Origin of the sequence: Bartonella mastomydis (assembly GCF_900185775.1) — a bacterium.
In the GTDB taxonomy this organism is placed as follows: domain Bacteria; phylum Pseudomonadota; class Alphaproteobacteria; order Rhizobiales; family Rhizobiaceae; genus Bartonella; species Bartonella elizabethae.
This window is the reverse complement of record NZ_LT883138.1, coordinates 129,645-142,168: the sequence shown is the minus strand read 5'-3', so window position 1 is coordinate 142,168 and position 12,524 is coordinate 129,645. Positions and strand designations below refer to the sequence as shown.

The window sequence follows — 12,524 nt, the reverse complement described above, 5'->3', positions numbered from 1 at the left end:
CAATGCGTTTATTTATAATGATAATTTACTGTTTTATATGTTGAATGAGAGTCTCGAATATCGTAAGATTCTCTTATTTCAAATCTGTTTATCTTAAATCAATAAAACCATCCACTTGCACATCAAAAGCGGAGCTGGCGTGTGAGTAAAACTTAAGAAAAGACTAAAAAATGGCACTTATGAATCGTCTTAATGCAAGAGCTAGCAACACTGAGGCTGGCAAAAATATAACGGATGGTGCCGGTTTGTGAAGTCGCACAAAGGTTGTGCAAAAACACGACCATAGTCCAAACCAACAAAGGGGCGAAGTTCTCCAAAAGTCTTTTTAAGAACCCCATTGTTGCACCACGGAACGTATTCTCAGCATCAAGTCATTACGGATAAAATCGTTATTGCAAAAAATCAAACTCTCACGCATACCACGAACATTGGAGGCGCGCTCCCCCCCAAAGATATCTGCTCTGCAGCCAATAAATTATGCGGTAAATATTGCCCACTCAAAAGATTCCTCTCAATAGGAAATTTCAACCTCCCACCTGAAAAGGTGTCTGGCACTGATCGTACCTGTAAATTTGGCAAATTGAGGCTCTGCATCCCCCGCTCCTAGATCTGGTTTTAACCAAATGAAAAAGGAGAAATCCTTGCAAATAACTATTATCAAAGGTCTAGGTTCCCTCTAACATTTCACTGGAATGCAAAATCCTAAAATTAGTAACACTATAATATTGACGACTCCCAACCTCTATCTTATTGTCAAGAAGGTAATTGTTGGTTCTTTTGTAGAAAGACCTAAATTCAAAGTTGTAAGGAAACACTATAGTAGCGGAGAACCCTGCTTGTACTGGCGTGTAACTTACTGGAATTGCCCGTCGTCTCAATATCGGTAAAATTGCCATGAAATAATACTTTGATAATTATAAACATAGCCATTTAAGCCAAAGGTCCAATCCCCATAGGGAATGCTCACACTTGCTGGAATATTATTACTCTATCTTTCTTGTTCGCTCCTGCCGCAATGATCTGATTAACTGTGTTGATAGCTAAAATATTTTCTAGCTTTAAGCCCGCCTGATAACGCGCATAACCCGTGGAGGATTGTCCCAAATTATCATGGGAAACAGTAACCTTAAAAGCTTTCTCCGGTTGATTGTTAATATTCACAATAGTGCTCCCCTCTTCACTTCCTAGAAGAAGCTCACTTTGAGCATGTCCTGAAATCAGCCTGTATCTGATCAAGCCCCTGCTCAATATCGCGCATATTCAAAATATAGCCTTCCAAACTAGGAAAAGCACTTCACACAACATAATTGTAAGAAGAAGCCGGCAAGCCATTTTAGTAAATATCCGAAAGCTTGCCCTCAACAATAAATTTAAGCACTTTACTGCTTTTTTATACCCTAGTCTGGGATATAAAAACGCGCTGTGACATAGTTTTTATCTAAATAGACTTTAACCTGATTAAAAGCTAGATATCGACAAGACCTATACATCTTCCAACATAAGGATCTGTCACCGCTGCTATAGAACGCTTTTTGATATGATAGTAGGATCTATCAACAATAATATCATGAATTTGAAAGAAGTATCCACTCCCCTAAAAGCACTCCCTATTTTCCCTTTACAAGGTGTTGTAAAGTCTTTGGGCGTTAAGGTGCATGAATAAGAGCATTTCTAATCTTATAAAAAGAAAAAATTAGAAAAAATATTAAAAAATGCATAAGTTAATTGATAATAAAAAAGCATAGTAACAGACTGTGTGCCGTATTTTCTTGCAGCCAGTACCCTTATAGAAGATTAATAGAAACTTTAAACCATGACAAGGATTTAGACGGAAACTATATCAAAAAACACTACAATTTTCTCTAACATTTCAAATAAAACTGCACCTGTGAGTAAACAAGATTCTGCAAAAAAATACAAATTTACGAATGAAAACCTTACTTTTGATGGCATTACTTTCACCACTTTCATGCCTTAAGGGATTTTGATGATATCAAGGGTGACTATCTAGGTGGTTATATTAAAAAGGAAAAAACTATCCCATGATGGCGATTGCTGGGTGTATGATTATGCTAGTGTTTATGATAATGTAAAAATACATCTTTATTGTAAAATCGGTGGTCAAATTTATGAAAATTCTGAAGTTTATGGCAAAGTTAAGATTTCTAGAAATACCGAGATTTGTGGGTTAACCTATATTTGCGGAAACACGAGCATCCCTGAAGATGTCCCCCCCTCTTTCTCACAGCAAAAACAATTCTTTGAGAATAAAAGCGTGATTTACGCCATAGGGAAATTGCACGTGAAATAAAGAAACAATAATGATAAATTCATAATTAGCTACTATAGCAAAGAATATGTTTTTTCTTATAACGAACTTCAAAAAATTATGATGAAAACTTGTATTGGTAATAAAAATGCTGAAAATCTCTCTTGAAGAGATTTGCTATTTTTCTTTTTATTGCCAATACGTACGACTTTAATCCTATAACTAAAGAAATCTACAAGCTCTCCCCCACAAAGCGGTAGCATGATCTCTGTCGTCTCTATCGAAAAATGGGGTAAGATCATTAAGATCTAAACCTGAATTTGATAGCATAACCTCTCTAAATGTACCAAAAAACAGAGAGAACTCATTCTGATGTACAATAGGCAATGTTCCATACGAAGCAATTAATAAGAAATATATTATAGTTGATATTGAGCGTCGTAAAGAAACACCAGAAATAGCTAGAAACTTTCTGAAAGATCTTAATGGATTTTTTAATTAGGCAATTATTTATGAGCGCAATACTATAAGTTTAAACGAAGAGACGCTGTCGTAAAAATAATACAATCATCAAAAATGGAGAATAATCCAAAATAAAATCGCTGCATACTTTCACTTCGTACAAGAAATTACAGGTTATAAACACCGATAAAATGTTGAACTTACAGTGTAATTATTATCTATCGTTTATGAGAAAGTTTTTAAGAAAATCTGAAGAATATCTTTTTACATTTGCAAGTAAAATATAGAGTGTGTGATAATATAGCAACAGAAAAAAGTAGAGGCTCTGTCTTCGACAGAGCCTCTAAGAAGTTTATTTTATGTTTATAATTTCATTTTTATGAAATTAGAATTTGTATGCAACACCAACACGGAAATCATTGGTTTTGTAATTGAACTCACGTGTATCGTTTGCGAATTTCTTTTTACCAAAATCGGAGTAACGGTATTCAGCACGCAACAGAACATTGTCTGTCATTGCAAAGTCAACGCCACCACCAATAGTGAAACCAACCATTGTCTTCGTGTCATCAGCCCAAGTACCACCCGTCAAATCTATAGTTTGCTTATTTCCTTCTGGTAACTCTTCACCCCCATCAGCTTTCTGCTCAACTTTAGCTCTCTCTCCTTTTCCAGCAACGGATTGAATACCCTGCACTTGCGCATAGGCAATACCACCAGCAACATAAGGCATAATGCGGTCAACAGCAGCAAAACCGATACGAACGCGGGTAGCTCCAGACCATTTTTCTTTGTAACTGTGCGTTTCCGTTACTTGGTCATCCTCTATAAATTTTTGCTGTCCTGTTAGTTCAACCTTAGCTTTTTTAAGGGCATCATTAAAAAATGTTGCATCTTTTTTAGTAAGAGTCGATTCACGAGCTGTTTTTGATTCTTCACGGTCTGCCCAAACAGCATCGGTTTCAACACCAAGAATAAGGCCACTTCCAAGGTCTACGTTAGATCCTGCATAAATACCCCCCATGAAACCAGAAGGACTTGGTGTGTTATCTTTCTTGAAAAGCTCTTTGTCTTCCCCTGGAATAGTTACTTTGGTTTTACTCGAAAAATTGCCGATTTGACCACCCAGATAAAAACCTGTCCAAGAGAATGATGGGGCTGTAACCACTGCTGGTGCAACTTCATGAGGAATTATAACATCAGCTGCATTTGCTGCAGAAACTGAAACCAACGTGACAACAGAAGTTGCCATTAAAAATTTTATATTCATAATTTTGCTCCTAAATTCACTATAAATGATTTTACAAGGTTACAGAGCAAAAATCTGTAGTAAAAATATCACAATTACAAATAAAAAGCCCAGAAAACAGCGGTTTTATAAAAGATAAAAACTTCTTGAAAATTTAATTTTTTATTAATACTTTGTATTCATAATTGCCATTTTGATGAAATTAGAACTTGTAAGAGCTCCAACACGGAAGTCATTGATTTTGTAGCCTAGTCTAAGATAGTCCTTTGCAAATTGCTTCTTACCAAAATCTGAGTGACAGTTTGTGTATGCAGCAAAACATTGTCTGTCATTGCGAAGTCAATGACACCTCCTACAATGTTGTAACAAACTATTGTCATCGTTTCAGTGATTCATATTCTGCTTTAAAGACAGTGTAGACTAATCCTGTCTAAAAATATTCCTGTGATTCATGTGAAGATGTCTCCTATGTCGAGATGACTCTAGAGGCAAGCTCTACTCAAGAATATTCATCTCACATAAACACCTCATGTGGGAAGTTTTATATGCACCTATCGCTCTTAATGCTAGAGTTTTGACAATATAATAAGATAAAGGCCTCGTTAAACGAGGCCTTTATATTTTTTGTATTAATTACGTTATTTACGAAATTAGAACTTGTATGCAACACCTACGCGGAAATCGTTGGTTTTGTATTGAAGTTCCTTAGTGTCGTTAAAGTATTTCTTTTTACCGTAGTCTGAGTAACGGTATTCAGCACGTAACAGAACATTATCTGTCATTGCGAAGTCAACACCAGCACCAAGGGTGAAACCAACAAGGGTCTTTGTTTCATCATATACGTTACCAGAGGCAACAACCTTATTAGCATCAGCATCAGCATGAAGACCTTTTTTCACTTCAAGTGCTGAGATGCCCTGCATCTGCGTATAAGCAACACCACCAGCGATATAAGGCATGATACGATCAGCAGCAAAACCAATGCGAACACGGGTCGCTCCAGACCACTTTTCTTTCATAGTAATATTTTCGACGTAGTCATCCGAGTTTTCAACTGTTAGACCATCGTTCCTTTTGATCTTAGCATCATCGAGGAGTTTATTAATTTCTTTAACACTTTTACCAAGTTCCTGTCCAACAACCATGTCCAGACCATTAATTGTGTCTTTTTTACCAATAAAAGAGACATCTGTATCCAAGCCGAAGATCACACCATTGCCGAGATCAACATTGTAACCTGTGTATAGGCCGCCGAGCATACCGGAAAGCTTAAGATCGTGATAACCTAAAGTGCTAGAACCTTTGTCAGTTTTCATTGAACGGCCACCAATCTGAGCACCAAGATAAAAACCTGTCCAAGAATAGGCAGGGGCTGCTGTGATAACTGCTGGGGCTGTTTCACGAGGGACGATAACATCAGCAGCTTGTGCCGCAGAAGCTGCAGCGATAGCGATAACAGAAGTTGTTACTAAAGATTTTATATTCATAAACTTTGCTCCTAATTTATTATGAGCACAGTGCTACAAGATTACACGGAGAAAAGCTGTAGTAAAAATGACACAGTCACAGGAAATGGAGAATTTGCCGAAGATAAAATCACTTCATAATTTCGTTTTGTACGAGAAACCACAAACTGCGTATACAAATAACTTATTGATTTTAAATGTGATTTTGTTGACGGTTTATAAAATTTTTTTAATAAAATCTTAATAATTCTTTTCCAGATCTACTATAAAATATATAATGTGTGATAATATAGCAACAGAAAATAATAGGGCTCTATCAGAGATAGAGCCTCTTTGTTATTTAATTTACCATCTGTTAGAATTTGTAAGCAACACCAACACGGAAATCATTGGTTTTGTAAGAAGTCTCATATTTATCATTTGAGAATTTCTTTTTACCAAAATCAGAATAACGATATTCCGCACGAACAATAATATTATTGGTCATGGCTAAATCAACACCCGCACCAAGAGTGTAACCAACAAGGGTCTTTGTTTCATCAGACAGAGTACCAGAAGCTATGACTTTGTCTGAATCTTTCTCTGTTATTGAAATCGACGCAGTATCTTGGAGCTGTGTATAAGCAATACCGCCAGCAACATAAGGCATAATGCGTTCAGCAGCAAAACCAATACGTACACGTGTTGCACCAGCCCACTTTTCTTTAAAAGTGAAACTGTGTGTTCGTTTATCACCCTTTTTCAGTGCATTTTCACCAATATTAATTGCAGCGTCTTTTAACATCTTGTTAATATAAGCGATGTGACCTTGATCAATAACGTATGTCTTTCCTGTCTTCGTATCACTTTTATCAGCCCACATGATATCTGTATCGACACCTAGAATAAGGCCGTTTCCGAGATCAATATTGGAACCTGCGTAAAGACCTCCCATAAAACCAGATAATTTAGGCAAAAAATCCTTATCTACCGGAATCTTTTGTCCGTTAGCAAGAATATCCATCTTCGTTTTACCCGAAAAACCACCAATCTGCCCCCCAACGTAAAAACCTGTCCAAGAAAAAGTTGGAGCAACAATAACGGGAGCAACAGGTGTTGGACTCGGGGGAACAATAACATCTGCTGCTTGCGCCGCTGAAACTGAAACAAAAGCGAAAGCAGAAGCTGTTATTAACCATTTCATATTCATATTTTCTCTCCATAGCTGAATATTTATTTGAACACGTCATGTCATATAGAGCCCAAACTTCAGATATCTGTAGCAAAAATGATACACTCATAAAAAAAACAAAAAGCCAATCAAAGTGCCCTTCATTGCTTGATCTGTAGTCAATGAGAATGAAACGATACCCATGCACAAATGAGTTCCTCTCACCATATTTTTCTTCTTTATGAATTAAAAAAACTCTTTCATCCCCCATGTAGGACATCTTTTATTAACTATGGAAAGATAGCCTATTGATTATAATAAAAAATTATCTTTTTCTCTGTAATATTGAAGATGCTTTCATCTTAAATCATTTTATTTAAAGTAACTAAAATTACCCACCTCAACGTTACAAACGAGCACGTGTGGATAAAACCGTAAAAAAAGCTAAACATGGCTTCTTATGAAGGCACTTAATATTAAGGACAGCGAGAAAACTATTACGATCTTGAGAACAAGCCAAATGCAACTGTACCATTTAAATTTATATAAACAATGTGTTTAGTTCATTATTTGCAAGACCAAATGCGCATAGCTCTTTGAGAGTTTTTTTACTGTAAAAGATGTGTATCGCACATAAACAAAGTTTTGAATACTTCATGGATTGCAATAAGATCACATTCAATTTACTCACTCTTTGTTTTTACTTTAAGCATTTATTATTTTTGAAAGATTGACCATTTTTTTATCTCAACCTTATAGAAAGTCTTTTTCAGAACTTCAGCCTTCTTTGTAAATGTCCTATCTCATACTCTTGTATAAACTAAATAAAAAAAAAACAATTCATAAACATTGAAACTTATATAAAAACTCTCCCTCAAGCTGAAAAAATGAAAAATCTTTCTTAAAGACATAAAAGCTTGCTTTAAAAATCATGAATTTGGCAGAAAAGCTCTTTTATATTTTAAATTACAGATAAATAAAGCTTTTTTAAACTTCACTACATTTGTACTTCATTACAGGCCTTCTCCTCGATTTTGAGAAAGAATTCTCATCAAATCCTGTATACAAACAGCCCAGATTCTTGTTAAGTGGGTTTTTCTTAGTTTCCTACTCATGTAATTGACTTAATTCAAGGGCGTATGGACCAAGTCCTATTCTTGATCCACCTCGTATCCTAAAAACACTTAAATAAAGGAGACTTATACCCTTCATATAACAAAACTTCAAATGAGGGAATTTGCGACATACATAATAGAGTCATCAAAAATCTACACGTTATATAATTCAATGAAATTTATAACGAGCGAGCACCACTCTACAGTGTGTTCTTTCACCAAAACCTCCCTACCCTTATCTTTTCCGAACAGTACCATTTATTTCCCCGCGCATAATCATAATATCCTTCGCAAATAAATAACTCCCCCCTGTTTTTAAGTGATAAATAGTATCTTCCATATTCAATTCCCTAACATAGACTTTTTGATGTTGTTTTCTTACTTTTTAATAACTCATTGGACTTCGTGCAAATGGGTTTGGCCGTTTGCCTTTTGTTGGTCCTTTTTTAGGTTTAGGACCTTTTTTTTTACCAGAATGTGACACAGGTACTAACTGAGCCGCTGTCATGCATTGATTGTTCTTTGTGCAAGAAAGCTCCATTTGAACAACTTCAGATAAGATCTTGCTCAACTGTTCCCTAAAAAAAAGATCTCTAGGAAGGATAACAGAAGATAGTCCCTCTGTGAACTTTTGAGAAGACAAAAAGCCCGCCCCCTGAGCAAAAGAGATTGAAAAAAAAGTAGCAAAAGCTGTAATAAAATATTTTATGTTCATAAATTTAACCTCGTATAAATATTCATAATGAATTTTACCTAGTGCCTTCATTGCCGATTTCCAGAAAAAATAGCATGTTTATAGATAAAAAGTGAAAACCCTCAAAAAACCAAGCCTTGGAGCATTTTAATTTTAAAATAAATGCAAATTACTCTGTGCGGTCAACATAGAAAATACGTGTTTGGCAATGAATAAAAGCACGAAGTATTGTCTGTGAGACGATAAAGGGCATAGGTTTCATATCAATATATTGATTTATAATAATAATATAGCATTATTTATATTGAATTAGTCGTCCCCCGAATACCATAAAACTTTCTCATATTGAATTAACCAAAACCGTTTGTTTTCACATTATAAGTGGAGAAACTTATGTGGAATGAAACTATACAATAAAAATGCTTCTTATGAAGAGTGCCAAGGATTGTCACAAAATTGGGTGTTGGCAAAATGTGTGAGGGTCGCGGCTTTTTTCTCCATAAGCATAAAGATGATAGTTCTCAATAGATTTTATATCATATTGGAGGATTTTATCGTTAGATCATTCATAAACGCCGCCGTGTCATGGACTTGGGTATCTTAAGAAAGTTTTTTTAAAAAGCACGTGAATGAGAAACCCATATATTCCGTTTAGGGGAGTATTTTGCCTGAGAGACGTGACTCCGCTAAAGAATGTGAAAAACAAAAGCATGAGGCAATGCATAATCTGCATGCCTTAATAGATATTGCTTTAGATATTTTTGAAAGGCGTAAAATAGAATTAGTGATAATAAGGATGAGGTTTGTTTTTACGTCGATGCCTTCATATTCTCCCCAAATTAGACTGTGTACCCGTTTCAAAGATTTCAGTCTCGATCTCTACCGTATATTCTAGCCTCTCTTCAAAATTGCTTTTATTGCCTAAATTTTAAATCAGAGAGCACTTATGTTACAACTTTTTATGAAAAGATGAGAGAAAAAAGGACAAAATGCCTACATTACCGGCATTTTGTCCTCTTGCATCAATAATTCACTTCTATTAAAAGCCGACTTTTAAAGTTAGCTATGGGCAAAAATATCAACTTCCGACCATCCTAAAAGGTCAAGCTTAGCTCTCATAGGCAAAAATTGAAAGCACGCCTTGGCAACACTTTCTCGCTCTTCGCGTCTTAAACGTTCTTCAAATATAACCTTCAAACGATGCAAATATAACACATCCGATGCAGCATATTCAATTTGTGCCTGTGATAACGTTTCTGCCGCCCAATCCGAAGATTGTTGCTGTTTAGAAATATTCACATTCAGCAATTCATTACAAATTTCTTTCAAGCCATGACGATCCGTATAGGTACGCGTGAGTTTTGAAGCGATCTTTGTACAAAAAACAGCCTCTGGCATAACACCAAATGTATGCGCTAAAATAGCAAGATCAAAACGCCCAAAATGGAATATTTTGGTAACTGCATTATCTTTAAGAAGCTTGGACAAATTAGGAGCACTTTTTTGTCCTTTAGCAATTTGTATAATATCCGCAGTTCCATCTCCAGGAGAAATCTGAACAACACACAAACGATCACGATGTGGTTGTAATCCTAAAGTCTCAGTATCAATCGCAACGGCATCAGTTTTATAATTGTCTAAGTTTGGCAAATCACCTTGATGAACGCGAATCTCAGCCATTCACCCTCCTCTTTGCTAAAGCGGTAAGAATGCGTGCCCAAGATCTCTGCCCCTTATGAAATGATTTTAGATTATACTTTTCATTAGGCGAATGAATACGATCATCAGCCAATCCAAAACCAACCAAAAGAGTTTCCATACCAAGAATTGACCGAAAATCAGCAACAATTGGAATTGACCCTCCCATGGCTGTCAAGACAGCAGGAACTTCCCACTCTTGTGATAAAGCATCCTTTGCCTCCTTAATAAAAGGTGAATCATCAGAAAGCTGAAGTGCTGGAGAAGAACCATGATTCTTAAATTCAACCGTACAGTCAGCAGGAATTGAGCTACGGACATAATCACGCAACGCTTGGCGTATTTTCTCTGGATCTTGCTTATGAACTAGACGACAGGATACTTTTGTGCTCGCTTGAGACGCAATAACCGTTTTCATCCCTTCCCCTTCATACCCCCCACTAATACCATTAAATTCCATGGTAGGGCGTGCCCATACAAGCTCTAAAATGCTCCGTCCTTTTTCACCTGATGGAACAGAAAGACCGATAGGACCAAGCAAATTTTCAGCAGTACAATGAAGCGCATTCCATGATTGTAAAATATGTGAAGGTGTTTCTTCTACGCCATCATAAAAACCAGGAAGCGTCACCTTATTATTTTCATCATGAAGTCCTGCCAAAATTTTAGCTAAAATACGAATGGGATTAGCTGCTACACCCCCAAAATAACCAGAATGCAAATCACGATTTGCTGCTGTGATAATAATCTCTTCCGCCATAATTCCTCGAAGAGAAAGAGCAATAGAGGGTGTATTCGCATCCCACATCGACGTATCACAAACCAATGCATAATCTGCCTTAAGTTCATCTTTATTTGCTTTTAAAAAAGGAATAAGAGAAGGAGAAGCACATTCTTCCTCACCTTCACATAAAATAGTCACTTTAACAGGAAGCTGTCCTGTTTCTTTCTTATAGGCACGACATGCTTCAATAAATGTCATCAACTGACCTTTGTCATCTGAAGCACCACGGGCACAAATAACTTTCTCTCCATCTCTCTCTTTTAAAGAAGGTATAAATGGATCATCCTCCCATAAACTCAATGGATCAACAGGTTGAACATCATAATGTCCGTAAAACAACACATGTAAACAATCCTCTGAAGGTCCTGGATGATGCCCAACAACCATTGGATGACCCGGTGTATCACGCCGTGAAGCCTCAAAACCTATGCTTTTTAAATCCTCTACTAACCAATCAGCTGCTTGACGACATGCGTCCTTATAAGCCGAGTCTGTAGAGATCGATTGAAAACGTAAAAGAGAAAAAAGGCGTTCAAGGCTCTTTTCTATATTTCCATCAAGATGTGTTAGTACTTTATTCAGCATAAAAAAACCTCTCAAGCCTCATATATTTATATAATTGTAAGAACCTGACTTTAAGCCTCTTGTAGGATTTTGCAAGACATCTTATTCATTTTTGACACTGTGAGCAGTAAAAACTTGAACGTCCAGCCTGTAAAATACGTAATATAGGCATTCCGCATTCCAAACATTCCTTACCTTCTCGCCCATAAACTGAAAAAGCATGTTGAAAATAACCAAGGGAACCATCTATATGCATATAATCACGTAAAGAAGAGCCACCAGATAAAATCGCTTCAGAAATTACATTGCGTATATTCTGTGCTAAAGAATCTGCAAGTTCACGTGCATGTACCGTTTTTGATGCCAATGTAAATGCACCACGCTGTGGAGACAAACGACTCCGCCAAAGTGCCTCGCAAACATAAATATTTCCAAGCCCTGCAACAATAGACTGATCAAGTAAAACACCCTTGAGAGACATTTTTTTATTAACAAAAGCCTTTTGTAAATAACGACCAGAAAATGCATGACTCATAGGTTCAAGCCCTAGCTTATTTAAAAGTGGGTGTTTATAAAGCTTGTCCGTATCAACTAACAGCATAAACCCAAAGCGACGCACATCATTATAAATAAGATGATAAACTTCACCATTCCTTGTCTGAATATCCATGATAAAATGATCATGCTTAACCAATTTATTGGTCGTTGAAAAAGCTTTTCTTAAAAGAGCATTTTCTATACGCCATGACCCCGACATTCCTAAATGGCTTAAAATCGTTTCATCCTGAGAAAGATGAAATAATAAATATTTCGCACGTCGACCAAGTTCTAGAATTTTTCTACCAATAAGCCGCTCAGAAAAAGCCTCAGGAAAAGGAAAACGCAAATCTCTACGATTAAGTTTGACAGATATTATCTTTGCATCAGTGACAACAGATTCGAGTCCACGACGAACCGTCTCTACTTCAGGAAGCTCAGGCATCACTCCTCTTTAATAATTATGCACTCTCCAAGCATATCCACTGATCAATTGAACTCTTCCCCACACTTAAAGAACAAAAATTTTAATCCCA

Annotated in this window: 8 protein-coding genes and 2 pseudogenes; 2 read left to right on the top strand and 8 right to left on the bottom strand. The window is 36.4% G+C overall.

The features are described 5' to 3' along the window. Positions 1-246: 246 nt before the first annotated feature. Positions 247-1,594 (bottom strand): annotated as a pseudogene (locus FJG96_RS09300) (ShlB/FhaC/HecB family hemolysin secretion/activation protein); the annotation flags it as partial. A 417-nt stretch (positions 1,595-2,011) separates the two neighbouring features. Between FJG96_RS09300 and FJG96_RS03820 the strand changes: the two are divergent. Together FJG96_RS03820 and FJG96_RS08990 are read left to right on the top strand one after the other, a co-directional pair. Next, the gene (locus tag FJG96_RS03820) at positions 2,012-2,311 is read left to right on the top strand and encodes a hypothetical protein (RefSeq protein ID WP_246046892.1); all 300 of its coding nucleotides are present in this window, start codon (positions 2,012-2,014) and stop codon (positions 2,309-2,311) included. 285 nt (positions 2,312-2,596) lie between these two features. Beyond that, a pseudogene (locus FJG96_RS08990) lies at positions 2,597-2,768 on the top strand (tyrosine-type recombinase/integrase); the annotation flags it as partial. 348 nt (positions 2,769-3,116) lie between these two features. Here FJG96_RS08990 and FJG96_RS03810 read toward each other — a convergent pair. From FJG96_RS03810 to mutM, 7 genes are all read right to left on the bottom strand, one after another. Beyond that, on the bottom strand, positions 3,117-4,001 hold the full coding sequence (locus FJG96_RS03810; protein ID WP_139412818.1) for an outer membrane protein: 885 nt from the start codon (positions 3,999-4,001) through the stop codon (positions 3,117-3,119). A gap of 629 nt (positions 4,002-4,630) precedes the next feature. Continuing rightward, positions 4,631-5,467: an outer membrane protein gene (locus FJG96_RS03805; RefSeq protein ID WP_139412817.1), complete on the bottom strand. Its 837-nt coding sequence runs from the start codon at positions 5,465-5,467 to the stop codon at positions 4,631-4,633. Positions 5,468-5,801: 334 nt separating this feature from the next. Further along, positions 5,802-6,635: an outer membrane protein gene (locus FJG96_RS03800; protein ID WP_139412816.1), complete on the bottom strand. Its 834-nt coding sequence runs from the start codon at positions 6,633-6,635 to the stop codon at positions 5,802-5,804. A gap of 1,461 nt (positions 6,636-8,096) precedes the next feature. Continuing rightward, complete coding sequence (locus tag FJG96_RS03795) at positions 8,097-8,426, bottom strand: hypothetical protein (RefSeq protein WP_246046891.1); 330 nt, start codon at positions 8,424-8,426, stop codon at positions 8,097-8,099. 1,038 nt (positions 8,427-9,464) lie between these two features. Beyond that, a complete protein-coding gene (locus tag FJG96_RS03790; protein ID WP_005774102.1) occupies positions 9,465-10,085 on the bottom strand; it encodes a ribonuclease D in 621 nt (206 codons plus the stop codon). Beyond that, positions 10,078-11,472, bottom strand: coding sequence for a M20/M25/M40 family metallo-hydrolase (locus FJG96_RS03785; protein ID WP_139412814.1), 1,395 nt, complete (start codon positions 11,470-11,472; stop codon positions 10,078-10,080). Before FJG96_RS03785 ends, FJG96_RS03790 begins: the two co-directional genes overlap by 8 nt. A gap of 85 nt (positions 11,473-11,557) precedes the next feature. Continuing rightward, positions 11,558-12,433, bottom strand: coding sequence for a bifunctional DNA-formamidopyrimidine glycosylase/DNA-(apurinic or apyrimidinic site) lyase (gene mutM / locus FJG96_RS03780; protein ID WP_139412813.1), 876 nt, complete (start codon positions 12,431-12,433; stop codon positions 11,558-11,560). Between the last annotated feature and the right edge of the window lie 91 nt (positions 12,434-12,524).

Bases quoted from the DNA above. Each gene is read 5' to 3' on its own strand.
- FJG96_RS03810 (WP_139412818.1), bottom strand. From the start codon at position 4,001: ATGAATATAAAATTTTTAATGGCAACTTCTGTTGTCACGTTGGTTTCA.
- FJG96_RS03805 (WP_139412817.1), bottom strand. From the start codon at position 5,467: ATGAATATAAAATCTTTAGTAACAACTTCTGTTATCGCTATCGCTGCA.
- FJG96_RS03800 (WP_139412816.1), bottom strand. From the start codon at position 6,635: ATGAATATGAAATGGTTAATAACAGCTTCTGCTTTCGCTTTTGTTTCA.
- FJG96_RS03795 (WP_246046891.1), bottom strand. From the start codon at position 8,426: ATGAACATAAAATATTTTATTACAGCTTTTGCTACTTTTTTTTCAATC.
- FJG96_RS03790 (WP_005774102.1), bottom strand. From the start codon at position 10,085: ATGGCTGAGATTCGCGTTCATCAAGGTGATTTGCCAAACTTAGACAAT.
- FJG96_RS03785 (WP_139412814.1), bottom strand. From the start codon at position 11,472: ATGCTGAATAAAGTACTAACACATCTTGATGGAAATATAGAAAAGAGC.
- mutM (WP_139412813.1), bottom strand. From the start codon at position 12,433: ATGCCTGAGCTTCCTGAAGTAGAGACGGTTCGTCGTGGACTCGAATCT.